Here is a 24,037-nt window from a genome sequence, read left to right on the forward strand (position 1 = left end):
GGTCCTCTCACTCCGGTGCTGGTTGGGATTGTTTTACGCGGTAAAATTTCACCGAGATCGGGCCGCCTAAGCCGTGGGTCTCGCGATCGCAGATGCCTTCGCGGTGCAGGTCGATCAGCACCGCGCGCACCGAGGCCGGGTGGTACACCCGCATCCGCTCTGCCAGCTCGCGCGGCGATATCCACTCGCCCTCGCGCAGATGCTCGGCGATGACCGAGCGGAGGATGGTGCAGCGGCTCGTCACGACGTGAGCGACGCCATGTGGGCGTGGATGTCGAGCAGCAGGTCGCCGTTCACCCGATCGAAGCCCTTGCTCGGATCCTCGTCGTGCCGCCGGGCGGCGGCGTCCCGGATTGCTGGCCAGTGATCGCTGGCGATCTTCCTCCGCAGCTTCATCACGCCGACGTGGCTCGGCTTGACGCCGATATCCCGTCCAAAGTCGGCATCACTCGGCCAAAGGCCGATCAAGTCGTCGATGGTCTCAAGCTTGGGCTGCTCGGCTGGCAAGATTTCGGCTCCCGTTAACCGCTTTGGGCCGCCGTTGCTACGTTTTGTAATATTTTCTGTCAACTACTTTCTGTAGAAACTTTAGTGATATTCTCCGCGCACGATGGGTAACAGCCTGAAGAGCCAGAGGTATTTGAGTGTGATCAATTTGCGCACGAAGGGTGAGCGGCTGGAATGGGTTCGCAAGCAGCTTGGTCTAACGCGTCAGGAGGCCAAGACCCGCACAGGCATGGCGCTATCCACCTATTCCGCCTACGAGAATGCGGAACGTGGAAGGACGGGCTCTCGAAATTTCAGTTACGAGCAGGCCGAGGACATCACCAAGAAGCTCGGCGCGCCGAACGCCGCCCATTGGATCTATACCGGCAAGGGCAATCCGCCACCACTCGCCGGCGGCAGCGGCGCAGGGCCTGGCCCGAGCAGCAGTCCAGCGGCCGTGACGAAAACAGCCACGCCTCCGCGTGCGACAGCCAAGCCAGCGCGTCCAGCCGCAACTCGCATTGTGGGCTATGTGGGCGCCTCCTCCGGCGAGGGAGCCCTCTATGGGTTTGCGCATGACCAGTACGACGAGATTGACGCACCTCCCTTCGCGAACCCACACACGGTAGCGGTCGAAATCAAGGGCAAAAGCTTCGGCCCGCTGATGGAAGGAATGCTGGTGTTCTATGACGACGTGCGGCGGCCAATCACCGACGACCTCGTGGGGTCGATATGCGTCGTGGGTCTAGCCGACAGCCGCATCCTGCTGAAAAAGATCGTCCGGAAGAACGGCGGGTTCCAGCTCCTCTCGAACAATCACCAGGATCCGCCGATCGAGGACGCCGAAATCATCTGGGCGGCGAAAATGATCGCGATCGCCCCGCGTTTTTGAGTTGCTCACCGATTTCCACAGCCGATTCCACCGTTCATAATTGGGTGCATCCGAGACGGTGCATCGGTGCATCCGGTGCATTGGCACGGCCGTTGCTACGCGCGCCCGCACGCGGAGAGTTATATTCTAATCTCTCCTAAGCGCCCCTTCAGGGGCGCGTATAGGATCGATAGAGCTGTTTCTGTAGCCGAGACCGGTGCACCCGCGATCATACACCGATGCACCGGGCGCTCGCCTAACGGCGGCGCTCGAAATATTTTCTACAGATCGTAATTGACACTTACCTGCTACAAATCGTAGTACCGCTCCCGGCAATGATTTGCGAACGGGAGGCGGCGCGATGGACTACTTCGGCTATGCGGCGCGGAACCATCTGGGCGTGCGCCCTGGCTGGTTTCGCCGCCCCGAACTGTTGAGCGGCACAGCGCACACGACACTCCTGCGCATGCCGCCGCTGCGCCTCTGGTCGCTCCAGCCGAAGATTGAGGCCGAGAACCGCGAGAAGGATGCCGTGCTGCGGCAGACAGCGATCATCGTCGCAGGGCTCGCCATCGGGCTCGTCGTCCAGCGCGTAGACGGTGGTCTCGAGGTGCTTGCATGACCTTCATCGTCGGCCTGATCGTAGGCGCAAGCGCCGGAGCCTGCTTCGGCGTCTTGCTGATGGGCAAGTTGCTGCTGGGCAAGATCACTGATCTGGAAGGCCAGATCTGCGTCCTTTCGATTGCGCTCCGTGAGGCCGGTCATGAGCCGCATTGAGCAGTTCAGCACCAGCGACGAAGCGCGCTCCATCATCGACAACGCGCTGGCGAGCGGTGAGTGCGTCGTCCTCAACGCAGTCGGCGCGCTCGTAGGCACAAAGGACGATGCGATCAGCTGCTTCCGCCACGCGGCATCCTGGCGGCTTATGACGTTTGGCGAGTTCGAGATCCTGGCCTGCACCGACAAGCGCAACGTCCAGATGCTGGCCTTCGACATCAACACTCCGCGCGGCTGCTACCTCTACGGGGTGTCAGAGCACGAGCTGCAGCTGTCCATGTGCGACATGATGGGGAGCGCCCATTGATGCGCATCGACGAGTACGAGCTCGAGGCGGCGGCGGCGGCAATCCAGCGTGTCGTCGCCAACCGATCAGGGCGCGGCCGGAACTGGTTCGCCGTCCCGGAGGCGCAGCGCCGGCAGTATCGGGAAGAAGCGCGGGCTGCGCTCGAGGCTGCGTCCGCTGCCGCCGTGGGTGCTGCATGACGATCGAGCGCATCCTCGTCACCAGCCGCGAGCAGTGGCTCGCTGTTCGATCGCGCGACGTGACGGCATCGGTCGTCGCCGCGCTTCGCCCCGGCCTGCACCCCTACACTTCCCGTCTCAAGCTCTACAAGCAGCACACCGGCTTCGAATTTCCGCCCGCTGAGGGCGTGCGGCTCGAACGCGGCATGTTGTTGGAGTACGCAGTCGCTGAGCGCGTGCGCCAGGAGCGGCCGGATTGGACCATCGAGCCCGCCGGCGTCTATCTGCGAGACGCAGAGCTGCGCCTGGGCGCGACGCCGGATTTCTTCATCACCGATGAATTCGGACGGCGCGGCATCCTGCAGACCAAGATCTCCATCCCGAGCGTGTTCGAGCACGCGTGGAAAGACAAGGTCGGCGAGGTCGTGCCGCCGATGTGGATCAGGCTGCAGGCGCTGACCGAAGCGATGCTGGAGGATGCCGAGTTCGGCGCGATCGCCGTGTGGATCGACCATCCATTCCGGAATGACGTGCACATTCTCGAGTTCGATCGCCACCCAGCTGCGGAAGCTGCCGTGTGCGCCGACGTCGCTCGCTTCTGGCAGGACGTGCACAATCGCATTGAGCCGGAAGCGTCGGGGTCCGTCGACAGCGAGCTGATCGGGCTGATGTACCCAGAGGCCGATCCGCTGGTCCACGTCGATCTCACCGGCGACAACTATCTCACCTCTGCGCTCGCCGAGCGCGAGCGTCTTAAGGCCGAGATCAAGCAGGCCGAAGCGCGCGTTGAGGATATCGAGACCGATCTCCGCGCCAAGATGAAGGACGCGCATGTCGCGCACTTCAACGGTTTTATCGCGCGCCGGACCACCTTCGATGTGGCTGGCAGCTGGCGCCAGCCCTACCGCGTCAACCGTCTCACCGTCACCGACCTGCGCCAAAAGGAGATCGACAGTGCCCAACCAACTCGTTTCTGAAGCGGCGGTTGATCCGCGACTTCAGCGCGGCGGCAACAACCCGCCGAGCCTTGTGGAGCTGCTCGCCGAGCAACTCACCGAAACCTACAAGCGCGAGTTTGAGAAGATCGCGCCGATCGCCAACCGGGCGAACGACCTGCCAGAGAAGATCGAGACCGACCAACACCAGGCCGCCGTTACAGCGGTCTATCTCGACGCAAAAGAGCTGTTCGACAGCCTCGACACCGCGCGCAAGACCGAGAAGCGCCCGTACGGCGAGACCGTCGACAACGCCTTCAGGCCCAATCGTCTCGACCGCCTCGAGCGCATCCTAACGGTCTTGCGGGATCGCAGCGACGCCTATGCGCGAGAGAAGGTGAAGAAGCAGCGAGCCGAGCAGGCCGCCGAGCAGGCGCGGCTGAACGCCGAGGCGGAGGAGAAGCGTCGAGCGGCGGCGATCGCGGCCGAGTTTGGAGACACCGACGCTGTGATCGAGCACGCGCAGGCGGTTGCCGAAACGCAGGTTGCGGCCGCGCAGCTGCAGTCCGGCGCACCGACCGTGGCGGACGTCGCGCGTGTGCGCGGCGACGCCGGCGGCATGTCGACTGGCAAAGGCGAGTGGAAGTTCGAGATCGCCGATTACTCCAAGGTCGATCTCAACGCGCTGCGCCAGTTCTTCACACCGGCCGAAATCGATAAGGCCGTCCGCAAGCTGGTGAAGATCCAGAAGGGTCAAACCAAAGTCGATGGCGTCCGCGTGTTCGAGGACGTCGCCACTCGGTTTCGTCGTAGCTAACAGGAAAGCAGCATCCAATGGCCCAGCCGACCACCAAGAGCAACACGCCCTACCGTCAGAGCACGCCGCGCCAGGCTCCGACCGGAAATCTCCCGGCTCGCCAACAGCAGAACGCGCCGCCGCACCAGGAGCCGAAGGGCCCGCCGCCGATCGTGCAATTCCGCGACTACGTGCAGGCGCGCATGGCGACGCTGGAGGAGGCGCTGCCGCCGATGATCCCGCCGAAGCGGTTCGTCAGCGTGTTGATGACTGCGCTGCAGAACAAGCCGAAGCTGCTCGAATGCACATTCCCGTCGCTGTGGAATGCGTGCGTGCGCGCTGCGCAGGATGGGCTTCTGCCCGACGGTCGAGAAGGCGCCATCGCGCCCTACGGCGAGAACAAGGACGGCAAACGCATCGCTGAGATCGCAACGTGGATGCCGATGGTCGAGGGCTATCGGAAGAAGATTTTTGAGACCGGCAAGGTCGACATGTGGACCGTGCAGGTTGTCCGCGAAAAGGACGAGTTCGAGTACGAGCTCGGCGACAACGCATTCATCAAGCACAAGCCATTCGTTGGGATGACCAGCCCCGGCAACATTGTCGGCGCCTATTCCATCGCCAAGCTGTCAAGCGGCGAGAAGGTCTACGAGGTGATGGGCGCGTTCGAGATCATGCAGATCGCATCCAAGTCCAAGGCCGGCAATGGCCCGTGGAAAGATCCGGTATTCGTGCCGGAGATGGCGAAGAAGGTGGTCGCGCGTCGCCACTACAAGCAGCTGCCGCACTCCGAGAGCATGGACGCGATGATCGCGCGCGACGACGCAACGCATGGGCTGATCGACGATCAGACGCCGCGCATTGCGGCTCCGACGACGCGTCGGCTTTCGCACGGCGAGGCGTTCGACGCTTATGCGGGCAGCACCATCGATCACGACGACGACGGCGTGATCCAAGGTGGAGATCAGGGCGGCATCTCTGACCAGGACCGCGCCGATTTCGAACAAGAGGCAAGCTCCACGGCACAATCGCCGCCTGCCGTCGGGGCAAGCAAGGGAGCCGACACCGCGATCCAAGCGCGGGCGTCGGCTCCCACGACCAATGCAGACGCCGCAGGAGCAGGCTCCCCCAGGGCCACGCCAGCGGCCGAGGCGGGCGCGCAGGGGACGAGCGCGCCCGCCTCTTCCACCCAGCAGACCGTCGAGGAGATGAGGCAGAACGACGGCACGGGCGAAGGCGTGACCGATGACGAGCAGATCGACGAAGATGGTGCCGACCGGCCCTGGCCCCCGGGCGCTGTGCCCAGCAGCGAAGCCGAGTACGGCCGCTATCTCCGGACCAAGCTGGAGGCCTTCACCGTCGGCGCTGACGTGCCGAAATGGTGGAATAGCTCTGACGAGAAAGAGCTGCGCGCGAAGTGCGGCGTCGCGGCGAACTTCAAGGCCTATCAGGACCTCGCGATCGCGCGTCGCACGGCTTTGGGGAGCGGCCAGAAATGAGCAGGCAGCTGATCAAGACGCGCTATCGCGTGGTGTTGCCCGATCACGCCGAACTGGTTGAGAGCGCAATCTGCGAGCTGCTCTGGCCTCAAGTGCCTGGATACAGCCGGCTCTCGCAACTCATCCCGGCCTTGGTTGAAGGTCGGCTGGAGCACGTCGCTGTTCTCTCGGACTTCGACGGCGGCGACAGCTTCGTGCGCTCCGACATGTTCGTGAACGAAGATTTCCGCCAGCACGGGCTCCGTCGCAACGAGCTTGCGACCACGATCTATCGCCGCGCCACGCTTAGCGGTCGTAGCGGCTCGCCGGTGCCGGAAGATCCGGAGGAGCTGCCCGAAATCGGCGGGCCTACCGTCTTGTTCGATCGCCAGGTGTGGTTCTGATGGCGGGCTCGGTCAACAAGGTGATCCTTGTCGGAAATCTCGGCAAGGACCCGGAGGTGCGAAACCTCAGCGACAATCGCATCGTCGTCAATCTGAGCATCGCGACCAGCGAGAGCTGGCGCGACAAGCACACGGGAGAGCGCAAGGAAAAGACGGAGTGGCATCGCGTCGTGATCTGGCACGAGAAGCTGGCCGAGATCGCGGAGCTGTACCTGCGCAAGGGCGCGAAGGTCTACATCGAGGGCGCGCTGCAGACCCGCAAATGGACCGACCAGAGCGGCGTCGAGAAGTATTCCACCGAGGTGGTGCTTCAGGGCTTCCAATGCACCCTCACCATGCTCGGCGATCGCAGAGGAGAAAGCGGCGATGACGGAGACTTCGGTGCCCAAGACCCGACTGGTCAACGACCGGTGCGTAGAACTAGCGGCACGCGGAGCCGGGACTTCGAAGACGACATTCCGTTCTAACCGGAAGCGATCAATTTCGGTTGTCTAGAAATGTAACGACGGACTTTCGTGGATATCCACCTACGCATGGCACCTTTTTACCGGCGGCGACGCCGCGTAACGTGAGGGTTTTTTATCAGATGGCAATAACAAACATTCCCCAAGGTGGGCACGACCAGGTGCTTCTCGGCGCGGACTGGGACGTTGTGGAGAAGTGGAACGGCGTTACTTCGCAGGTGGATGAACAGCTCCTGCAACACTTTGCCGATCGACGTGACGAGCTGATTGGCGTTCTCGCTTACGCCCACATCGCCAAGGCCGCCTACAACCTCGCGAGCCAAGCCACCGCTGCATCGACGTTTGATCCTGGGGAATTCGGCAGACGGTGCGCAGACATTGCGCGCGAGCAGCTTAGTCGTTCCCAGCAGCATCAGTTCCTACCGGAGGGTGAATGAACTTTCTCGTCTGGCAGAAAGGTTTGCGAGGGCCAGCGCCCTCGCTCAACCTGATTGATCCGCGCACGCTGTTGTCGTGGCCGCAGATCGAGCCGTCAATCATCTCGATCGTCCCGCTGGCAGATCGCGAGCGGGAGATGTGCCTCGACAGGCTGATCGCTCTGCACCCCTGCCCGGAGGTCGAAGCAGCATGAGCAATGTGCAGTCGTTTCCGCTGCAGTGGCCGTCCGGCTTCCCTCGTTGGAAGAACGGCCGCACCGGTGGCTCGTTCAAGACGGACTTCGACACAGCGCTTCGCAACGTCCGCAAGAGCCTCGAGCTATTCGCGAGCGATAGCGGCAAGAAGGTCGACGAGCCGGTGCTGTCCAGCAACGTCGATTTCAACCCGCTGACGAGCGGCAGCACCAAGCGACCGGCCGATCCAGGCGTCGCCGTGTGGTTCGTCTGGGAGGGGATGCAAGTCTGCATCCCTGTCGATCGGTACGACACGCCTGCTGCGAACCTGCAGGCAATCCACAAGATCATTGAAGCGCGCCGCGTCGAGCTGCGCCACGGCACGCTGGCGCTGGTACGCGCGACGTTCAGCGGCTTCCAGGCGCTTCCGGCGCCGAAGGGAAAACATTGGCGCGACGTCCTGCAGCTGACCGACGTGCCGAATGTGGCGCGCTCTCACATTGAGACCGCCTATAAGGCGCTATCCCGCGAGCGCCACCCCGATCGCGGCGGGAGCACCGAGGCTATGGCGGAGCTCAACAGCGCGCGGGACACCGCGCTTCACGAGGTGGGATGATGGCTGGCAGCAGGAGGCCGATCCGCCGGACGGCGGCCGCGCGGGTCACGCTGACGATCGAGGTCAATGTCTCGTCGACCTGGGGCGACGGTTGCGATCTCGCTCAGGTCTATCAGCAGGCAGAACGAGAGGCGCGCAACCACGTCGAACATCACTTCGCTAATCAGCGTGGTGTTCGCATCGTCGGCCCGGCGAAGGTTGAGGCCATTATCACCAGCCGCGAGGATCTCCGATGATCCAGCCCTGCCCTCGCGGCTCACGCCACTGTCGGCACTACAGCTATGTCCGCGGCGACGGGCCGCGGTGCGAGGCCGGCATCGATCTGTCCACGCCGGCGGCCGCGTCGCCATGCATGCCGTCGGAGCACCAGAAGGGCGCGACGTGCGACTGGCGCGAGGAATACACCGACGTTGAGCGGGAGGCGCGGCAGCAGTGGCTCATCGATGCAGCGGCTCGCGCAACGCTCATCGTGGCGGAGATCCCGGAGAACAGCGGCAGCGGTCGGATGCCATGCCCGGCCTGCGGCACCGGGACGGTGCAATGGGTGCGCGCGCGATCGAACGGGCATCTGCATGCGGGCTGCAGCACCACGAATTGCTTCTCGGTGATGCAATGAGCAGGGCCAAGGCTTTCGCGCGACACCGTGACGCGATGCTCCGATCGCTAAGCGAGGCGGCCTACGACAAGTTCGCCCGCAAATGGGGCGTCGCGCAACCGGCGCAATGGCATCCTGGTGCCAAGCTGGCGGCGATGCACAAAGCCCGCGCCAACCTCTCGACGTTCACGGAGGAGGAGCAGGAGCAGTCGCGCGCCTGGTTGGCGGCGAACGGCTTCACCGATGCCGTCGGCGGCCAACGCGACTGCCCCGATTGCGGGCATATGGGCCCGTCATTCTCGAGCTGCCCGACCTGCGGGATGGCGCAATGACCATGCGTGTCGAGACGCCCATCGAAAAGGAGCGGCGCGTCGCGCGCGAGCTCCGCGAGCCGATGGAGCGCGTCTGGAACACGCCAGGAGTGAAGAACGCGAAGCGGCTGAACCGCTTCGCCATGCCCATGCGGCTCGGCGGCACACATGGCTATGAGGACGATATCTGTGCCGAGTGAGCAGCCGATCCCCTATTGGCCCGCCGCTCTGCGCCTCGATCAGGCGGCAGCCTATTGCGGCCTGAGCGTCGACACGTTCAAGGAGGTCTGCACCGTTGCCCCGATCCAATTCACGAAATCCACGCACGGCCGCCGGTGGCTCCGTGCCCGCCTGGATGCGTGGCTTGACAGCCTCGACCCGAACAGCGCAGGTTCCGCGATTACAGGACGTAGAAGTCTCGCGGAGCGCATCGGTGGTGGCGGCGGCTAGGCTGGAAGGCCTGAAGATCTATGAGAGACGCGGGAAATGGTACGTCTATCGCCGCGCGACGGGCGAGGCGCTGATCAAGGCCTTCTCCGGCGATCGGGCCGCCCTCGACAAGGAACTGGCCTCACCGGCCTTCCTGCAGCTCTACAACAAGGCCCGCCTGCCCAAGCGCACCGCAGCCGCCTTCTCTGACGGCACGCTGGGACGCCTCGTCCATTGGTTCACGAACGGCGATATCGACCGGGAACCAAAGGATATCGACCCGGCCGGCTCGATCGAGGGCGGCTTCCCGAAATGGGCCAAGCTCTCGACCGCCACGCGCAGCGACTATCTCAAGGCCTTCCGCTGGCTCCGCGACGTCTTCGACGAGCCGCTGACCGGCTTCACGACGCCCGAGCTGTACGAGCTGCGGGACAAGTGCGCCCACCAGAAGAAGACGCGCTTCGCCGACAAAATGATCTCGGCGGTCTCGTCCATGTTCTCCAGCGCCGTCGAGCGCGGCAGGATGGGCAGCAATCCCTGCCTGGGCATGAGGAAGATCCACGACACAGATCCAAACGCCAACCGTGAATGGCTTCCGGCCGAGTTCGAGGCCGCCTTCGCAGCCGCGCCGGCGGAGATTAAGACCGTGCTGGTGCTGGCCCGGTTCGGCGGGCTCCGCGGCCAGACCCTCGTCGAGGTGGGCTGGCGGCAATACCTGCCTCATGCGACGACCGGCATGGCCGTGCAGCTCGTTACGCGCAAAAACCAGGAGCCGACCTTCATCCCCGCGCTCGAGCCGATGCAGGCCTATCTCGGCACCCTGTCCCGCACGTCGACCAGGATCGCGACGCGCGAGGATGGCACGCCCTGGAGCTCCGAGAAGCTGATGCAGGCCGTCGTGAGCCGCTGGCTGCGCGAGAAGGAGCGGGAGGGCCTGATCGGCGCCGGCACCACCCTGCACGGCCTCCGCGTCTCCTATGCTGCCTGGTGGAAGCGCAACGGGGCCACCGACGCCGAGATCGCCGACCTACTCGGCGACAAGTCGCAGAGGATGGGAACCCACTACACTAGGCATGTCTCGCGCGAGGACAACGTGGTCCGCGCGTTTAAGCGGCTACAAGACAAGCCATGAGCTACCCGGCCAAGAGGTGGCTCAACCGCGAGCTCGGTTCGCCGCCTCGAGCTGAACCTTGCCGGCGGTCAAACGCGCCAAGAGGTTTGCGGCTGATGCGAGATCGAAACGAAGGATGATCAGGCCGTCCGAGGTTTCAACAGGGACAGCGTACAGGCCGCTGTCCATCTTGGGGTCCTTAATGTCAATGACGTCTACCACCCTGGACATCGGCGCGCTCCCGCTTGAGTTTGGAGGAAAGGTATAGCAAAACGCCGCCCGGTGGGGCGGCCTTTCATGTGGCACTGGCACGGACCCGGAACAGAACATTCGGTGATTTGTCTAACATCGGGCTGTTCCTGTCTAACGCTTGCTGTGAAGAAAGAAAAAGAGTAGCGAAATCAACGCGCGGACGTGGCGGAACTGGTAGACGCAAGGGACTTAAAATCCCTCGATGGCAACGTCGTGTGGGTTCGACTCCCACCGCCCGCACCAGAATCATCTCTCGTCCGGAGCCGGTGCCGATGGACGGAAGCAAGCCGGTCACTCAAATTTCCGTCGACAAGTTCGCGCGAATTCTCACGCGGCTCGCGCGCGCTCCAGCAGCCTCTCCCAGGTCGTGGCCTGAAAGCTCGGCCGCACTTCCAGCCGGTCGATCCAGGCTACGAGATTGGGATACGCCGCAGTGAGCGTAGCCCATTCAGGTGTCGCGGCCAGGAAGCTGGCCTGTGGCCCGGCCTGCAGATCGGCCAGCGTGAGAACATCACCCGCCATGAAGGGCTGTTCGCCGAGGAGGCGCGACAGCTCAGCGAATACGGTGCGTGCGCGCGGCATTGCCGCCTCTATGGCTGCTTCATCGGTCGCAAGTCCCAGCAGGCGCGGGCCGACGATGCGCTGAAAGACGATGACGCTGCAGACGCCCTGGAACAGATACCAATCGCTGATATTCATCACCTGATCCATCCGCGCCGCCTGCTTGGGATCGGCAGGCGTCAGGGATGGCTGGGGCAGGATCCGGTCGAGATAACGCAGGATCGCCTGGGTCTCGTAAAGCATGAAGCCGTCATGCTCCAGCACGGGGATACAGCCGAACGGATTTCGCGCCAGATGTTCCGCGGACTTCGAAGCGCCGGGGGCCATGGCCGCCAGGCGATACGATGTCTCCTTCTCTTCCAGCGCGATCAGAACGCAACGCCCGAACGGGCTTCCCGGTACGGAATGGACGACGAACTCCGACATGACGACCTCCCTGATTATGACCGACTACGCTCGGCTTCCTCGACAAAGCGCCGCATGAGTCCCGGCCAGCCGCCGTCGACATCCTTGCGCATCGAAGCGCCGGCCTCGGGGCCCATGGTCTCGAACTTATGATGCGTGAGCTCGACCCGCGTCAGCTCTGTGCCTTCGGCGATGAAGCGGACATCGACCTCCGAACGCATCGTCGCGTCCGGCTTCCATTGCGCGCTGATTTGCCAGAGCATCACGACACGATGCGGCGGCTCCCACAGGATGATCGTGGCAACCGGCGTCTCGGTGCCGTCCTCGCCGACTTCGAGCCAACGCCCGCCGAGCCGCGGCTCCATCAATACGGCTCGGATCGGTTGCTTGCCGACGCCATGCGTATGCGGCCACCAGCGAGTCAAGCCGCTGGTGAAGACCTCGAAGGCGTGGCCGATCGGCACCCGGACCAGGACCTGCTTGTGCACCGGGGCAATCGCCGCGACGTCACTCATCCCGCTTCCTCCCTTTGCTTTTTCGATGCGATCGCTCCGCCTCGATCTTGAATGCGAGCAGCGCATCGTCCCAGAAACTGTCGAGCCAATCGCGCAGTTCGGATAGGCCCTCGCGCCTCACCGAGTAGATGCGGCGTGTGCCTTCGCTACGCTCCTGAACCAGCCCCGCGTCCTTCAACACCTTCAGATGCTGCGACACTGCCGGCCGCGACACCGACAGTCCTGCCGCGATCAGCTTGACCGGCTGCGGCCCATCGCGCAGCCGTTCGAACACCTGCCGCCGCGTCGGATCGGCCAGCACCGTCAAGGCATTTTGGTAAGCCATGACTTACCGTAAGCCACGACTTACTGACCGTCAAGCGCAAACAAAATCCGCAAATGCAAAGCGCGGCGGAGATGCCCCGCCGCGCGTCTGGAAAACCATGATGTGAGTGCGAGGATCGCTCGCCCTGGATCACTCGCTCTTGTCGACGTTCCAGAACACCGGCACCGCCTGCCCTTCCAGCACGCCGGTGAGCGACTTGCGCCAGGCGCTCGGGCTGAACCATTGGCCGAGCGGAATGTAGATCACCTGGTCGTAGGCTTCCTTCTGCAGTTCGGCCGCGATCCGCTTCTGCTCGTCGAGCGTCGTGGCGCGAGCAAAGGCGTCGCGCAGCTCCTCGATCTTGGGATCATCCGGCCAGCCGAAGGAGGATTTGAGACCGCGCGCGCTGAGGAAGGTGCTGGACAGCGGGTTGCCGACATCGGCAATCACCGAATTGGTGAAGAACATGTTCCAGCCCCCCTCCTTCGGCGGCTTCTGGCTGGCGCGGCGCGTCACCACAGACTGCCAGTCGGTGGCCTGAAGATCGACCTTGAAGCCGGCGGCACGCAGTTGCTGCGCCACCACGATCGGCTGGGGTTTGAGCGTGATCGCGTCCCCCGGCGCGAGGATCACGAGCGGCGTGCCGTCATAGCCGGATTCGGCGAGCAGCTTCTTGGCCTGCTCCAGGCCATTGCCCTTGACCAGCGTCTCCGAACCGACGTCGGCCTCGAGCGGCGTGCCACAACCGAACAAGGCGCCGCAGATCTTGTAGAATTTCGGATTGCCGACCAGCGCGTCGAGCACATCCTTCTGATTGATCGCCAGGAACGCCGCGCGGCGGATCTTCACATTGTCGAACGGCGGATAGAGGAAGTTCATGCGTCCCAAGGTCTGATAGCCGAACTTGTTCAGCACGTTCATCGTGAGGTCGGGATTCGCGGCGAGCACCGGCTCCAGATCCTGCGGCGGAAACTCCAGGAAATCGATGTCGCCGGCCTGCAGCGCGTTCACCGCGGTCTGCGCGTCGGGCATCGTCACCCACTCGACGCGATCGACCTTCACGACCTTGCCGCCCGCGGTCCAGCTCGGCGGCTCCTTGCGCGGCACATAGTCGGTGTTCTTCTCATAGACCGCCTTTACGCCGGGCTGGAATTCCGCCTGTACGAACTTGAACGGGCCGGATCCGATCTGCTCGGGGATCGGCTGATTCGCCGGTGTCTCCGCCAGCCGCTTCGGCATCATGAACGGGACGTAGGAGGACGGCTTGCCGATCGACTCCAGCACAAGGCCATAACGCTCCTTCAGCTTCAGCGTGATCGTTTTGGCGTCGGTCGCTTCCAGACTGGCCGTAAACTCCATCAGCTTCTGGCCCATCGGGTCATTGCTGCTCCAGCGCTTCAGCGAGGCGACGCAATCCTCCGCGGTCACCGGCGTGCCGTCGTGCCATTTCAGCCCGTCGCGCAAAGTGAAGGTGTAAGTCAGCTTGTCATCACTCACCTTCCAGTCCGCCATCTGCGGCTGGACCTTGAAATTGGAGTCCGTTCCCAACAGCGTGTCATAGACCATGTAGCCATGATCGCGGGTGATGTAGGCCGGCGAGAAAATCGGATCGATGACACGCAGGTCCGAATGCATGACCGCCGTGATGGTCTTCTTGGCGGCGGCGAGCGCGGGCACCGCGCTCACCGACAAGGCTATGGCAGCGGCGACGAGGCAGGACGCGAGCGCTGGAAATATCCGACGCGGATGATGTGGCATGCGATCTCTCTTAACGTGACGATGTGGAATTGATGGCGCGAAACTGATCAAGACCCGGCGATTCATTGTGCATCGCGTCCGCGCATCGACGCTGACCGATAGGCAGCGTTCTATGTCTTACGATGCCGAGACTTGCAGCTGTTCCCGCGCCCGTCAATCCGCTTTCGCCAGTCTCCAAACGCGACCTCATCCTGGCGCGATGAGATGAGATCATCATGATCACCCCTTCGTCACTCCCGCATTTTGGAACTACCTGTCCCTTCGATCATTGTCGGTGCAAGCAAAGGAGCGAGATGATGTCCGACAAATGCGCCGAACCGCAACAGCGCGAGCAAGCCCGCAGCGGCCGCACCGCGCGCGAACAGGTGCCCGCGCGAGATCGCGCCGCCGTTGGTCGTCGACGGCCTTGAAGCCGTGCGCGACAGCCATTGCTAACGACTAGCGGCCGTACGAACAGAGGCTCATAAACAAAAACACGGCGGAAAAGCTCCGCCGTGTTTTCTTCATTCCTGCGAAAAATTTGCTATTCGCTCTTGTCGATGTTCCAGAACACCGGCGTGGCGGGACCGTCGAGTACGCCGGTCAGCGACTTGCGCCAGCCGCTCGGCAGGAGATACTGGCCGAGCGGAATGTAGATCACCTGCTCGTAGTTCTCCTTCTGGATCTCGGTCGCGATCCGCTTCTGCTCCTCCGGCGAGGTCGCGCGGGCATAGTCGTCGCGCAGTTTCTCGATCTTCTCATCCGTCGCCCAGCCGAACCAACCGCCCTTGGTGCCGCGGCCGCCCACTGAGACGTTGACCACGGGGTTGGCCACGTCGGCGCCGACCCAGTTGGTGAAGAACATGTTCCAGCCGCCCTCCTTGACCGGCTTCTGGCTGGCGCGGCGCGTCACCACGGTCTGCCAATCGGTCGCCTGCAGGTCGACCTTGAAGCCGGCCTCGCGCAGCTGCTGCGCCACGACCACCGGCTGGGCCTTGAGCGTGGTCACGTCGCCCGGTGCCATGATCACGATCGGCGTTCCGTCATAGCCGGACTCCGCGAGCGCCTTCTTGGCCTGCTCCAGGCCGTTGCCCTTGATCAGCGTTTCGGCGCCGACATCGGTCTCCAGTGGCGTGCCGCAGACGAACACCGCGCCGCAGACTTTCTGATACTTCGGATTGCCGACGAGGGCGTCGAGTACATCCTTCTGATTGATCGCCAGGAAGGCCGCGCGGCGGACCTTCACGTTATCGAAGGGCGGCAGCAGGAAATTCATCCGGCCGAGCGTCTGGAAGCCGAACTTGTTCGAGACGTCGATCTGGATGTCCGAATTGCCTTCCAGCACCGGCAGCATGTCGTAAGGCAGGTTCTCCATGAAGTCGATGTCACCCGACTGCAGCGCGTTCACCGCCGTCTGCGCGTCCGGCATCGTGATCCATTCGACGCGATCGACCTTCACCACCTTGCCGCCAGCGGTCCAGCTCGCCGGCTCCTTGCGCGGGACGTAGTCGGTGTTCTTCTCATAGACCGCCTTGACGCCCGGCTGGAATTCCTCCTTGACGAATTTGAACGGCCCGGAGCCGATCTGCTCGGGGATCTGCTGACCGGCCGGCGTCTCGGCAAGACGCTTCGGCATCATGAAGGGCACCAGCGAGGATGGCTTGCCGATCGACTCCAGCACGAGGCCATAGGGCTCCTTCAACTTCAGCACGATGGTCTTCGCATCGGCAGCCTCCAGGCTCGCCGTGAAATCCATCAGCTTCTGGCCCATGCCGTCGTTGCGGCCCCAGCGCTTCAGCGAGGCGACACAATCCTCGGCCGTGACCGGCGTGCCGTCATGCCACTTCAGGCCGTCGCGCAAGGTGAAAGTATAGGTCAGCTTGTCGTCACTGACCTTCCAGTCGGCCATTTGCGGCTGGACCTTGAAGTTCGAGTCGGTGGCCAGCAAGGTGTCATAAACCATGTAGCCATGGTCGCGCGTGATATAGGCGGTGGTGAACCCGGGATCGATGACGCGCAGATCCGAATGCATCACCGCGGTGATCATCTTCTTGCCCGATGCCGCGAGGGCGTCGGACGGCTCTGCTCCGGAGAGCGCGAGCGCCGACCAGGCAGCCCCCGCGAGCGTGAGAAGTTTCCGGCGCGAGATGTGGAACATTGATATCTCCTGACTTGGCGTAAAAGCGGTCACGACGCGGTCACTGTTTATGCATGTAGTCCGTTCTTTAGGCGAACTAACAGGCTGTAAACCCTTAGATTTCGACAGTTGCACCAGGATGCTGCACAGGTCAATCCGCATTCGGCGCATGCGTGACGTCGGCCGGAATGACGTTAACGCGGGCATGACTTGGTTATACAAAATGCCGACCATTCCGCCGCCGCGCGATAACGCCGGCAAACCAGCGAGAGCTCTGATGAATCCAGCCAATCTTCCCTTCGATGCCGAAGCCATGCTGCAAGGTTTGCGCGGTTGGGTGGAATGCGAAAGCCCGACCTGGGACGCTCCCGCGGTCGAACGCATGTTCGATATCGCAGCCCGCGAGATGGCGATCATGGGTGCGACGATCGAGCGCATCGCCGGACGCCAGGGCTTCGCAGGCTGCGTCCGCGCCCGCTTTCCGCATCCGAAACAGGGCGAGCCCGGCATCCTGATTGCGGGTCATCTCGATACCGTCCATCCCATCGGGACGATCGCCAAGCTGCCATGGCGGCGCGAAGGCAACAAATGCTATGGCCCCGGCATCTTTGACATGAAGGGTGGCAATTATCTGTCGCTCGAGGCGATCAGGCAGTTGATGCGCGCCTCCATCGCCACGCCACTGCCGATTACCGTTCTCTTTACTCCCGACGAGGAAGTCGGCACGCCCTCGACGCGCGATATCATCGAAGCGGAGGCCGCGCGCAACAAATACGTGCTGGTGCCCGAGCCCGGCCGGCCCGACAACGGCGTCGTCACCGGGCGTTATGCGATCGCCCGCTTCAATCTCGAAGCAACGGGACGGCCGAGCCACGCCGGAGCAACATTGTCATCTGGCCGTTCCGCGATACGGGAAATGGCGCGACAGATCCTCGCGATCGATGCGATGACGACGGAGGATTGCACCTTCTCGGTCGGCATCGTTCACGGCGGGCAATGGGTGAACTGCGTCGCAACAACCTGCAACGGTGAAGCCCTCAGCATGGCCAAGCGCCAGGACGATCTCGATCGCGGGGTGGAACGAATGCTGGCGCTGTCGGGCACCAGCAACGACGTCGCATTCAAGGTGACCCGCGGCGTGACGCGTCCGGTGTGGGAGCCGGATTCCGGAACTATGGCACTCTACGACAAAGCGCGCGGCATCGCCGAACAGCTCGGGATGAAGCTGCCACACGGTTCGGCCGGCGGCGGATCCGACGGCAACTTCACCGGCGCCCTCGGAATCCCGACACTCGACGGCTTGGGCGTGCGCGGCGCCGATGCTCACACTCTCAACGAGCACATCGAGGTCGAAAGCCTCGTCGAACGTGGGCGACTCATGGCCGGCTTGCTGGCCACGCTGGCGTAATATGGCAGCATCAGATTAGGGCCTCGCAGCTTTACGTGCGCCGCGAACTCTGCTGTGTTCGGCACAGGCAAAAACGCGGCGTACATGACCTCGTTCAAAACCATCAGAAGTCGGGCGGAGAAGCGCAAGGGCGGCACACAGGCGTTGATCACGCTGCTGCCGCCGGCGCCCGACATCGCGGTAGTCGCAAAGCTGAGTGATGATCGCGTGCTGGCCGAAATGACCCGGCGCGTGTTCTCCGCGGGGTTTGCCTGGAGCGTGATCGAGTCGAAATGGCCGGGATTTGAGGACGCGTTCCTAAGCTTTCAGCCGGCGCGGCTGCTGTTTCAGCCGGACGATTTCTGGGACGGCCTGTTGCGGGACAGCCGCATTGTGCGCAACGCAGCAAAGATCATGTCGGTGCGGCAGAATGCGGCCTTCGTGCAGGAGATCGCCAAGGAGCACGGCAGCTTCGGCAAGTTCCTGGCGAGTTGGCCGTCCTCTGATGAGGTCGGACTCCTGGCAATCCTCGATAAGCGCGGCAGCCGGCTCGGCGGCAACACCGGACAGCTGTTGCTACGCTTCCTCGGCTGGGATGGTTTCGTGACATCAAAGGACGTCGTGGCCTGCCTGCGTGACTCTGGACTGGACATTGCCGATGAGGTCAAGTCCAAGAGCGACCTCGCCAAGGTGCAGGCGCAGTTCAATGCGTGGGCCAAGGAGACAGGATTGTCCTATACGCATTTGTCCCGCATCTGCGCGCTCTCGGTCGGCGAGAACCGTCAAACATGATGTGCAGCATCGCAATGTGCTTCGGTACATGGCACGCAGCTTGCAGCACATTGCAGTGCGAAATTACCGGGAGTTCTTGAAAGTGACTGATATCAGTGACATGCAGGCGCATTCACCGTGCCGTGTAACCGGCCCAAGCCTAGGATGAAGGCAGTCCTCACCCGATGATCGGATATCTGGTTCGCCGCGTACTCGCCGCCATTCCCGTGATGGGCGTGGTCGCCTTGTTCGTGTTCCTTCTTTTGAGACTAACGCCCGGTGATCCCGCCGCCATCTTGGCGGGCGATAACGCCACCCCCGAACAGCTCGAACGCATTCGCGTCTCGCTCGGCCTGCACGAGCCGCTGTACGTCCAGTTCTTCACCTGGATCAATCAGCTGCTGCATGGCGATCTTGGCGTCTCGCTGATCTCCAAAGTTCCGGTCTTGCAGATGATCGGCCAACGCATCGAGCCGTCGATCTCGGTCGCGATCTCCACGATCATTCTGGCGATCGTGGTCGCCGTGCCGCTCGGCGTCATCGCCGCCTGGAAGCACGGCACCTGGATCGATCGTTTCGTGATGGGGCTCTCCGTGCTCGGCTTCTCGGTCCCCGTCTTCGTGATCGGCTACGTGCTGATCGAGGTGTTCGCGATCAATCTGCGCTGGTTCCCGGTGCAGGGCTTCAAGAGCCTGTCGGCCGGCTTCGGGCCGTTCTTCGACCGCATCATCCTGCCGACCTGCACGCTGTCGTTCATCTACATCGCATTGATTGCCCGCATGACGCGCGCGGCGATGCTCGACGTCCTCGGCGAGGACTTCGTCCGCACCGCACGCGCCAAGGGCATCGGCGAAACCTCGGTGCTGCTGCGTCATGCGCTGCGCAATGCCGCCGTGCCCGTCATCACCGTGATCGGGTCCGGCTTTGCGCTTCTGATCTCCGGCGTTGTCGTCACCGAAAGCGTGTTCAACCTGCCGGGCATCGGACGCCTTACGGTCGACGCCGTGCTGGCGCGCGACTATCCGGTCATCCAGGGCATGATTCTGCTGACATCCTTCATCTATCTCGCAGTCAACCTGCTGATCGATGTCGCCTACACCCTGCTCGATCCCCGTATCCGTTACTGAGGCATTGTCCTGATGGCGATCGTCACCCATCCCGAGCCGTCTTTGCCGGTCACCTCGCGGCTGAGCCCGCGGTTCGGCTTTCTCACCTCGACTCCGATCATCGCGGTCGCAACCGTCTGTCTCGCTTTGATCGTGCTCATCTCCGTGCTGGCGCCATTGCTGGCGCCGCATGATCCGGTCCTGCTGGCGCCGGCACAGCGGCTGAAGCCGGCCAGCGCGCAGTTCCTGCTCGGCACCGACGCCTACGGCCGCGATCTGATGTCGCGCACGATCTATGGCGGGCGCGTATCGCTCCTGGTCGGTGTGGGCGCCGCCGTATTCTCGATCGCGATCGGCCTGTTCATCGGCCTCGTCTCCGGCTTCTTCAAATGGGTCGATGCCGTGATGATGCGCGTGATGGATGGCCTGATGGCGATTCCGAGCATCCTGCTCGCCATTGCCGTGGTGTCATTGTCCGGCGCCAGCATCGCCACCGTGATGATCGCGATCACCATTCCGGAAATTCCGCGCGTCGCGCGGCTGGTGCGTTCGGTGGTGCTGACCGCGCGCGAGGAGCCCTATGTCGAGGCCGCGATCTCGGTCGGCTCTTCGCTACCCAAGATCATGTGGCGGCATCTGATGCCGAACACGATCGCGCCCCTGATCGTGCAGGGTACTTATGTCTGCGCCTCGGCGATCCTCACCGAGGCGATCCTCTCCTTCCTCGGCGCCGGCATCAGCCCGGAGACGCCGACCTGGGGCAACATCATGGCCGAGGGCCGCGCTTACTTCCAGATCAAGCCGTCCCTGATCTTCTGGCCGGGCCTGCTGCTGTCGATCGCGATTCTCTCGATCAACCTGATCGGCGACGCCGCGCGCGATGCGCTCGATCCGCGCATGAAGCAGCGGGAGGGGAAATGACGCCGTCTTCCCCTAACCATCATTGCGAGCGAAGCGAAGCAATCCAGAATCGCCTTGCAACATTGAACTGGATTGCTTCGTCGCTTCGCTCCTCGCAGTGACGGCAGAGAGTACGATCATGACCGATACCATCCTCGACATCGACAATCTCGTCGTTGCCCTCGGCAAGACCAAGAGCTCCACCGGCCCGCGGATCATCGACGGCATCTCCATCAAGGTGGCCAAGGGCGAGACGCTGTGCGTGGTCGGCGAAAGCGGCTCCGGCAAATCCGTGACCTCGCTGACGACGATGGGCCTGTTGCCGAAGAACACGCTGCACCCGGTCGGCGGCAGCATCAAGCTGGTCGGTGAGGAGCTGTTGACCGCGACCGATCGCCGGCTGCGGCAACTCCGCGCCACCACCATGGCGATGATCTTCCAGGAGCCGATGACCGCGCTCAATCCGGTGGTGCCGGTCGGCCGTCAGATCGACGAGGTGCTGCGCGCGCATACCTCGCTGGATGCGCGCACCCGCCGCAAGCGCATTCTCGACATGATGGAGCAGGTGCACCTGCCCGATGTCGAACGCATCTTTGCCTCCTATCCCCACCGCCTGTCCGGCGGCCAGCGCCAGCGCATCATGATCGCGATGGCGCTGGTGCTCGAGCCAAAGCTTCTGATCGCGGACGAGCCGACCACCGCGCTCGACGTGACCACGCAAAAGCAGATCCTCACCCTGATCCGCGAGCTGCAGCGCGACCATGGCACGGCGGTGCTGTTCATCACCCATGACATGGGCGTCGTGGCCGAGATCGCGGACCGCGTCGCGGTGATGCGCCAGGGCCGACTGGTCGAAACCGGTGCGCTCGACCAGATCCTGCGCAAGCCGGAAATGGACTACACGCGCAACCTGCTCGCAGCGGTCCCCAGTCTCATTCCGCGCCCTGCCCGCCCCGAGACCAAGGAGCCGGTGGTGCTGGAGACCACCGATCTCGGCAAGGTCTATCGTGAGCGTTCCTTCCTCGGCAAACCGCGCGAGGTGGTCGCGGCGCAGAATGTCACTCTCACGTTGCGCAAGGGCCGCACGCTCGGCATCGTCGGCGAGAGCGGCTCGGGCAAGTCGACGGTGGCGCGCTGCATCGTCCGTCTGATCGATCCGACCTCGGGCGGGGTCCGGCTGGCCGGCCACGAAATTTCGATCCTGACGCGCCGCCTGCTGCAGCCGCACCGCAAGCGCATCCAGATCGTCTTCCAGGATCCCTACCGCTCGCTGAACCCGCGCCTGACCGTGGGCGAAAGCATCGCCGAGGGGCCGATCAATTACGGCACGTCGCGTGACAAGGCGATGGCGCGCGCCCGGGAGCTATTGGAACTGGTCGGACTGCCCGCGGATTCCATCTCGCGCTTTCCGCATCAGTTCTCCGGCGGCCAGCGCCAGCGCATCGCGATCGCCCGCGCACTGGCACTCGATCCGGATGTGCTGGTCGCGGACGAAGCGGTTTCCGCGCTCGACGTTTCCGTGCAGGCGCAGGTGCTGGACCTCCTCGATGAGATCCAGCGCCGGCTCGGCATCGCCATCTTGTTCATCACCCACGATCTGCGCGTCGCCGCGCAGATCTGCGACGAGGTCGTGGTGATGCAGAAGGGCCGCATCGTCGAGCAGGGCCCGGCCGGCGAGATCCTCACGCACCCGAAGGAGACCTATACTCGGGCGCTGCTCGAGGCCGCGCCCGGCCGCAACTGGGATTTTGCCAATTTCCGCCCCGTGGCCGAGGCGGTGGCGTAGCAGCCTCGTCCTCCTCGTCATTCCGGGGCGTGCGCAGCACGAGCCCGGAATCCATACTCACAGGCGGATGTCGTAACATCGGCTGATCGACGCGCATGCCACACAGATCCTGCTGTGGTTATGGATTCCGGGCTCATCGCTACGCGATGCCCCGGAATGACGCCGTAGAAGCAGGTGGGCCAGCCAACACGCGTGAGGCGCGCCCGATGCATGCAAATCGGCATCGCTCCCTCGCTTGCGCCCCGCGCGAGGAGCGGTCTAACGTCGCCGATCACGTCAACGGCTTGAGATGACCCGAATGACCCGCATCGCCATCGGCGGCTTCCTGCACGAGACCAACACCTTCGCGCCGACCAAGGCGACCTATGACGACTTCATGCACGAAGGCGGCGCCACGATCGCAGACGCCGCCAACGTGATGAAGATCATGCGCGGCATCAATGCGGGCCAGTCCGGATTTATCGATGTCGCGACGTCGCGCGGGTGGGACGTGGTGCCGACCATCGCCTGTCATGCAAGCCCATCGGCTCATGTCACGGAGGATGCGTTCGAGCGCATCGTTGGCGTCATGGTCGATCGCATCAAGGCCGCCGGCGCCATCGATGGCGTATATCTCGACCTGCATGGCGCGATGGTCACCGAACATTTCGACGACGGCGAAGGCGAGATTTTGGCGCGCGTGCGCAAGGTGATCGGCCCGAGCGTGCCTCTGGTCGCAAGCCTCGACCTGCACGCCAATGTCACGCCTGAGATGATCGCGCATGCCGATGCGCTGATCGCCTATCGGAAATATCCGCATACTGATATGGCCGACACCGGCCGCGCCTCGGCGCATCATCTCGCGCTGCTGCTGGACTCGAAGCAGCGCCTCGCCAAATCATTCCGGCAATTGCCTTTCCTGATTCCGATCAGTTGGCAATGCACCAACGATCATCCCGCCAAGGGCATCTACGAGACGCTCGCACGCTACCAGAGCGAGACCGTGCCGACGCTATCCTTCGCGCCGGGCTTTCCGGCCGCCGACTTCATTCATTGCGGGCCGAGCGTCTTCGCCTATGGCCGGACCCAAGCCGATGCCGATGCCGCGGCCGATGCGATCGCAAGCCTCGTCGCAAGTCATGAGGACGATTTCGACGGCAGGATCTATTCGCCGGACGAGGGCGTGCGCCACGCGATGGAGCTTGCCAGGAATGCGTCGAAACCGATCGTCATCGCCGACACCCAGGACAATCCCGGCGCCGGTGGCGATTCCGACACCACGGGCATGCTGCGTGCACTGGTGCGTAACCGCGCGCAGCGCGCCGCGATCGGAATGATCTACGATCCGCAATCGGCGCTCGCAGCGCACGCCGCCGGCGAAGGCGCCACCGTCACGCTCTCCCTTGGCGGCAAGTCCGGGATTCCCGGCGACGCGCCCTTTACGGAGAGCTTCATCGTCGAGAAACTGTCGGACGGCCGCTTCGTGGCGCCGGGTCCGTTCTATGGCGGCCGCAAGATGGACATGGGCCCTTCGGCCGCCTTGCGCATCGGTGACATCAGTGTCGTGGTCTGCTCGCACAAGGCGCAGCTCGCCGATCAGGCGATGTACCGCTTCGTCGGGATCGAGCCAACCGAGCAGGCCATCCTGATCAACAAGAGCTCGGTGCATTTCCGCGCCGACTTCGAGCCGATCGCGGAGAAGCTGTTGATCTGCGCCGCGCCCGGCCCGATGGCGGCCGATCCCGCCACCCTGCCCTGGACGCGGCTGCGTCCGGGCATCCGCCTCAAACCGAACGGCCCGACGTTCGCGCCTTAACATCTCATCATCTCGCAACGGACAAAGATATC

Annotated in this window: 32 protein-coding genes and 1 tRNA gene; 25 read left to right on the top strand and 8 right to left on the bottom strand. The window is 63.5% G+C overall.

The window, feature by feature from the left end:
- Window positions 1-7: 7 nt before the first annotated feature.
- On the bottom strand, window positions 8-244 hold the full coding sequence (locus QX071_RS27865; RefSeq protein ID WP_316172105.1) for a hypothetical protein: 237 nt from the start codon (window positions 242-244) through the stop codon (window positions 8-10).
- Entirely contained in the window at window positions 241-570 is a 330-nt protein-coding gene (locus QX071_RS27870; RefSeq protein WP_316172104.1) for a hypothetical protein, read from the bottom strand. The genes QX071_RS27865 and QX071_RS27870 overlap by 4 nt, the downstream gene beginning before the upstream one ends.
- Window positions 571-646: 76 nt before the next feature.
- On the opposite strand from QX071_RS27870, the gene QX071_RS27875 reads away from it, so the two are divergent.
- The 18 genes from QX071_RS27875 (at window position 647) to QX071_RS27960 (ending at window position 10,370) form a co-directional block, all read left to right on the top strand.
- Window positions 647-1,378, top strand: a complete 732-nt coding sequence (locus QX071_RS27875; protein WP_316172172.1) for a helix-turn-helix transcriptional regulator — start codon at window positions 647-649, stop codon at window positions 1,376-1,378.
- Between the two features lie 340 nt (window positions 1,379-1,718).
- Window positions 1,719-1,979: a hypothetical protein gene (locus QX071_RS27880; RefSeq protein ID WP_316172103.1), complete on the top strand. Its 261-nt coding sequence runs from the start codon at window positions 1,719-1,721 to the stop codon at window positions 1,977-1,979.
- Window positions 1,976-2,134, top strand: coding sequence for a hypothetical protein (locus QX071_RS27885; RefSeq protein WP_316172102.1), 159 nt, complete (start codon window positions 1,976-1,978; stop codon window positions 2,132-2,134). Before QX071_RS27880 ends, QX071_RS27885 begins: the two co-directional genes overlap by 4 nt.
- Window positions 2,121-2,441 carry a hypothetical protein gene (locus QX071_RS27890; RefSeq protein WP_316172101.1) on the top strand — a complete coding sequence of 107 codons (321 nt, stop codon included), beginning with the start codon at window positions 2,121-2,123 and terminating at the stop codon, window positions 2,439-2,441. The genes QX071_RS27885 and QX071_RS27890 overlap by 14 nt, the downstream gene beginning before the upstream one ends.
- Entirely contained in the window at window positions 2,441-2,620 is a 180-nt protein-coding gene (locus QX071_RS27895) for a hypothetical protein (RefSeq protein WP_316172100.1), read from the top strand. The genes QX071_RS27890 and QX071_RS27895 overlap by 1 nt, the downstream gene beginning before the upstream one ends.
- The gene (locus tag QX071_RS27900) at window positions 2,617-3,576 is read left to right on the top strand and encodes a YqaJ viral recombinase family protein (RefSeq protein WP_316172099.1); all 960 of its coding nucleotides are present in this window, start codon (window positions 2,617-2,619) and stop codon (window positions 3,574-3,576) included. The genes QX071_RS27895 and QX071_RS27900 overlap by 4 nt, the downstream gene beginning before the upstream one ends.
- Before the next feature lie 52 nt (window positions 3,577-3,628).
- Complete coding sequence (locus QX071_RS27905; RefSeq protein ID WP_316172098.1) at window positions 3,629-4,351, top strand: hypothetical protein; 723 nt, start codon at window positions 3,629-3,631, stop codon at window positions 4,349-4,351.
- 17 nt (window positions 4,352-4,368) lie between these two features.
- Complete coding sequence (locus tag QX071_RS27910; RefSeq protein ID WP_316201068.1) at window positions 4,369-5,829, top strand: recombinase RecT; 1,461 nt, start codon at window positions 4,369-4,371, stop codon at window positions 5,827-5,829.
- Complete coding sequence (locus QX071_RS27915; RefSeq protein WP_316172096.1) at window positions 5,826-6,212, top strand: hypothetical protein; 387 nt, start codon at window positions 5,826-5,828, stop codon at window positions 6,210-6,212. Before QX071_RS27910 ends, QX071_RS27915 begins: the two co-directional genes overlap by 4 nt.
- Window positions 6,212-6,679, top strand: coding sequence for a single-stranded DNA-binding protein (ssb, locus tag QX071_RS27920; RefSeq protein ID WP_316172095.1), 468 nt, complete (start codon window positions 6,212-6,214; stop codon window positions 6,677-6,679). The genes QX071_RS27915 and ssb overlap by 1 nt, the downstream gene beginning before the upstream one ends.
- Window positions 6,680-6,780: 101 nt before the next feature.
- On the top strand, window positions 6,781-7,113 hold the full coding sequence (locus tag QX071_RS27925) for a hypothetical protein (protein WP_315768304.1): 333 nt from the start codon (window positions 6,781-6,783) through the stop codon (window positions 7,111-7,113).
- Window positions 7,110-7,307, top strand: a complete 198-nt coding sequence (locus tag QX071_RS27930; RefSeq protein WP_316172094.1) for a hypothetical protein — start codon at window positions 7,110-7,112, stop codon at window positions 7,305-7,307. Before QX071_RS27925 ends, QX071_RS27930 begins: the two co-directional genes overlap by 4 nt.
- Window positions 7,304-7,903 carry a J domain-containing protein gene (locus QX071_RS27935; protein WP_315768306.1) on the top strand — a complete coding sequence of 200 codons (600 nt, stop codon included), beginning with the start codon at window positions 7,304-7,306 and terminating at the stop codon, window positions 7,901-7,903. Before QX071_RS27930 ends, QX071_RS27935 begins: the two co-directional genes overlap by 4 nt.
- Window positions 7,900-8,139 (top strand): hypothetical protein, encoded by a 240-nt coding sequence (locus tag QX071_RS27940; RefSeq protein ID WP_315768307.1) that lies wholly within the window; start codon window positions 7,900-7,902, stop codon window positions 8,137-8,139. Before QX071_RS27935 ends, QX071_RS27940 begins: the two co-directional genes overlap by 4 nt.
- Window positions 8,136-8,519, top strand: a complete 384-nt coding sequence (locus QX071_RS27945) for a hypothetical protein (protein WP_316172093.1) — start codon at window positions 8,136-8,138, stop codon at window positions 8,517-8,519. Before QX071_RS27940 ends, QX071_RS27945 begins: the two co-directional genes overlap by 4 nt.
- 35 nt (window positions 8,520-8,554) lie before the next feature.
- Window positions 8,555-8,830 carry a hypothetical protein gene (locus tag QX071_RS27950; protein WP_315768309.1) on the top strand — a complete coding sequence of 92 codons (276 nt, stop codon included), beginning with the start codon at window positions 8,555-8,557 and terminating at the stop codon, window positions 8,828-8,830.
- Window positions 8,827-9,009: a hypothetical protein gene (locus QX071_RS27955; RefSeq protein ID WP_316172092.1), complete on the top strand. Its 183-nt coding sequence runs from the start codon at window positions 8,827-8,829 to the stop codon at window positions 9,007-9,009. Before QX071_RS27950 ends, QX071_RS27955 begins: the two co-directional genes overlap by 4 nt.
- Before the next feature lie 233 nt (window positions 9,010-9,242).
- The gene (locus tag QX071_RS27960) at window positions 9,243-10,370 is read left to right on the top strand and encodes an integrase (RefSeq protein WP_316172091.1); all 1,128 of its coding nucleotides are present in this window, start codon (window positions 9,243-9,245) and stop codon (window positions 10,368-10,370) included.
- Between the two features lie 21 nt (window positions 10,371-10,391).
- On the opposite strand, the gene QX071_RS27965 is transcribed toward QX071_RS27960, so the two are convergent.
- On the bottom strand, window positions 10,392-10,580 hold the full coding sequence (locus tag QX071_RS27965; RefSeq protein ID WP_316201069.1) for a hypothetical protein: 189 nt from the start codon (window positions 10,578-10,580) through the stop codon (window positions 10,392-10,394).
- Window positions 10,581-10,757: 177 nt separating this feature from the next.
- Between QX071_RS27965 and QX071_RS27970 the strand changes: the two genes are divergently transcribed.
- A tRNA-Leu gene (locus QX071_RS27970) sits at window positions 10,758-10,844 on the top strand.
- 84 nt (window positions 10,845-10,928) lie between these two features.
- Here the strand turns inward: QX071_RS27970 and QX071_RS27975 are convergent.
- The 5 genes from QX071_RS27975 to QX071_RS27995 form a co-directional block, all read right to left on the bottom strand.
- The gene (locus QX071_RS27975) at window positions 10,929-11,588 is read right to left on the bottom strand and encodes a glutathione S-transferase family protein (RefSeq protein WP_315704996.1); all 660 of its coding nucleotides are present in this window, start codon (window positions 11,586-11,588) and stop codon (window positions 10,929-10,931) included.
- Window positions 11,589-11,602: 14 nt separating this feature from the next.
- Window positions 11,603-12,082 (bottom strand): SRPBCC family protein, encoded by a 480-nt coding sequence (locus tag QX071_RS27980; protein ID WP_315704995.1) that lies wholly within the window; start codon window positions 12,080-12,082, stop codon window positions 11,603-11,605.
- Window positions 12,075-12,407, bottom strand: coding sequence for a metalloregulator ArsR/SmtB family transcription factor (locus QX071_RS27985; protein WP_315704994.1), 333 nt, complete (start codon window positions 12,405-12,407; stop codon window positions 12,075-12,077). Before QX071_RS27985 ends, QX071_RS27980 begins: the two co-directional genes overlap by 8 nt.
- Before the next feature lie 129 nt (window positions 12,408-12,536).
- Window positions 12,537-14,144, bottom strand: coding sequence for an ABC transporter substrate-binding protein (locus tag QX071_RS27990; protein ID WP_315704993.1), 1,608 nt, complete (start codon window positions 14,142-14,144; stop codon window positions 12,537-12,539).
- A gap of 523 nt (window positions 14,145-14,667) precedes the next feature.
- Complete coding sequence (locus tag QX071_RS27995; protein WP_315704992.1) at window positions 14,668-16,281, bottom strand: ABC transporter substrate-binding protein; 1,614 nt, start codon at window positions 16,279-16,281, stop codon at window positions 14,668-14,670.
- A 256-nt stretch (window positions 16,282-16,537) separates the two neighbouring features.
- Between QX071_RS27995 and QX071_RS28000 the strand changes: the two genes are divergently transcribed.
- From QX071_RS28000 to QX071_RS28025, 6 genes are all read left to right on the top strand, one after another.
- Window positions 16,538-17,668: a M20/M25/M40 family metallo-hydrolase gene (locus QX071_RS28000; protein ID WP_315704991.1), complete on the top strand. Its 1,131-nt coding sequence runs from the start codon at window positions 16,538-16,540 to the stop codon at window positions 17,666-17,668.
- Between the two features lie 84 nt (window positions 17,669-17,752).
- Window positions 17,753-18,439: a DNA-3-methyladenine glycosylase I gene (locus QX071_RS28005; RefSeq protein ID WP_315704990.1), complete on the top strand. Its 687-nt coding sequence runs from the start codon at window positions 17,753-17,755 to the stop codon at window positions 18,437-18,439.
- Window positions 18,440-18,603: 164 nt separating this feature from the next.
- Window positions 18,604-19,545 (top strand): ABC transporter permease, encoded by a 942-nt coding sequence (locus tag QX071_RS28010; protein ID WP_315704989.1) that lies wholly within the window; start codon window positions 18,604-18,606, stop codon window positions 19,543-19,545.
- Window positions 19,546-19,557: 12 nt separating this feature from the next.
- Window positions 19,558-20,445 carry an ABC transporter permease gene (locus QX071_RS28015; protein ID WP_315704988.1) on the top strand — a complete coding sequence of 296 codons (888 nt, stop codon included), beginning with the start codon at window positions 19,558-19,560 and terminating at the stop codon, window positions 20,443-20,445.
- Window positions 20,446-20,563: 118 nt separating this feature from the next.
- Window positions 20,564-22,210: an ABC transporter ATP-binding protein gene (locus QX071_RS28020; protein ID WP_315704987.1), complete on the top strand. Its 1,647-nt coding sequence runs from the start codon at window positions 20,564-20,566 to the stop codon at window positions 22,208-22,210.
- A 298-nt stretch (window positions 22,211-22,508) separates the two neighbouring features.
- Window positions 22,509-24,005, top strand: a complete 1,497-nt coding sequence (locus tag QX071_RS28025; RefSeq protein ID WP_315704986.1) for a M81 family metallopeptidase — start codon at window positions 22,509-22,511, stop codon at window positions 24,003-24,005.
- Window positions 24,006-24,037: the final 32 nt, after the last annotated feature.

This window comes from Bradyrhizobium sp. SZCCHNS1022 (genome assembly GCF_032484835.1).
Lineage (GTDB): Bacteria > Pseudomonadota > Alphaproteobacteria > Rhizobiales > Xanthobacteraceae > Bradyrhizobium.

Coding starts and splice junctions, on each gene's coding strand:
- QX071_RS27885 (WP_316172102.1), top strand. CDS start 1,976: ATGACCTTCATCGTCGGCCTGATCGTAGGCGCAAGCGCCGGAGCCTGC.
- QX071_RS27995 (WP_315704992.1), bottom strand. CDS start 16,281: ATGTTCCACATCTCGCGCCGGAAACTTCTCACGCTCGCGGGGGCTGCC.
- QX071_RS27945 (WP_316172093.1), top strand. CDS start 8,136: ATGATCCAGCCCTGCCCTCGCGGCTCACGCCACTGTCGGCACTACAGC.
- QX071_RS27955 (WP_316172092.1), top strand. CDS start 8,827: ATGACCATGCGTGTCGAGACGCCCATCGAAAAGGAGCGGCGCGTCGCG.
- QX071_RS27980 (WP_315704995.1), bottom strand. CDS start 12,082: ATGAGTGACGTCGCGGCGATTGCCCCGGTGCACAAGCAGGTCCTGGTC.
- QX071_RS28005 (WP_315704990.1), top strand. CDS start 17,753: ATGACCTCGTTCAAAACCATCAGAAGTCGGGCGGAGAAGCGCAAGGGC.
- QX071_RS27930 (WP_316172094.1), top strand. CDS start 7,110: ATGAACTTTCTCGTCTGGCAGAAAGGTTTGCGAGGGCCAGCGCCCTCG.
- QX071_RS27990 (WP_315704993.1), bottom strand. CDS start 14,144: ATGCCACATCATCCGCGTCGGATATTTCCAGCGCTCGCGTCCTGCCTC.
- QX071_RS27895 (WP_316172100.1), top strand. CDS start 2,441: ATGCGCATCGACGAGTACGAGCTCGAGGCGGCGGCGGCGGCAATCCAG.
- QX071_RS27910 (WP_316201068.1), top strand. CDS start 4,369: ATGGCCCAGCCGACCACCAAGAGCAACACGCCCTACCGTCAGAGCACG.
- QX071_RS27975 (WP_315704996.1), bottom strand. CDS start 11,588: ATGTCGGAGTTCGTCGTCCATTCCGTACCGGGAAGCCCGTTCGGGCGT.
- QX071_RS27940 (WP_315768307.1), top strand. CDS start 7,900: ATGATGGCTGGCAGCAGGAGGCCGATCCGCCGGACGGCGGCCGCGCGG.
- QX071_RS28010 (WP_315704989.1), top strand. CDS start 18,604: ATGATCGGATATCTGGTTCGCCGCGTACTCGCCGCCATTCCCGTGATG.
- QX071_RS27880 (WP_316172103.1), top strand. CDS start 1,719: ATGGACTACTTCGGCTATGCGGCGCGGAACCATCTGGGCGTGCGCCCT.
- QX071_RS27900 (WP_316172099.1), top strand. CDS start 2,617: ATGACGATCGAGCGCATCCTCGTCACCAGCCGCGAGCAGTGGCTCGCT.
- QX071_RS28000 (WP_315704991.1), top strand. CDS start 16,538: ATGAATCCAGCCAATCTTCCCTTCGATGCCGAAGCCATGCTGCAAGGT.
- QX071_RS28015 (WP_315704988.1), top strand. CDS start 19,558: ATGGCGATCGTCACCCATCCCGAGCCGTCTTTGCCGGTCACCTCGCGG.
- QX071_RS27915 (WP_316172096.1), top strand. CDS start 5,826: ATGAGCAGGCAGCTGATCAAGACGCGCTATCGCGTGGTGTTGCCCGAT.
- QX071_RS27890 (WP_316172101.1), top strand. CDS start 2,121: ATGAGCCGCATTGAGCAGTTCAGCACCAGCGACGAAGCGCGCTCCATC.
- QX071_RS27935 (WP_315768306.1), top strand. CDS start 7,304: ATGAGCAATGTGCAGTCGTTTCCGCTGCAGTGGCCGTCCGGCTTCCCT.
- QX071_RS28020 (WP_315704987.1), top strand. CDS start 20,564: ATGACCGATACCATCCTCGACATCGACAATCTCGTCGTTGCCCTCGGC.
- QX071_RS27965 (WP_316201069.1), bottom strand. CDS start 10,580: ATGTCCAGGGTGGTAGACGTCATTGACATTAAGGACCCCAAGATGGAC.
- QX071_RS28025 (WP_315704986.1), top strand. CDS start 22,509: ATGACCCGCATCGCCATCGGCGGCTTCCTGCACGAGACCAACACCTTC.
- ssb (WP_316172095.1), top strand. CDS start 6,212: ATGGCGGGCTCGGTCAACAAGGTGATCCTTGTCGGAAATCTCGGCAAG.
- QX071_RS27985 (WP_315704994.1), bottom strand. CDS start 12,407: ATGGCTTACCAAAATGCCTTGACGGTGCTGGCCGATCCGACGCGGCGG.
- QX071_RS27950 (WP_315768309.1), top strand. CDS start 8,555: ATGCTCCGATCGCTAAGCGAGGCGGCCTACGACAAGTTCGCCCGCAAA.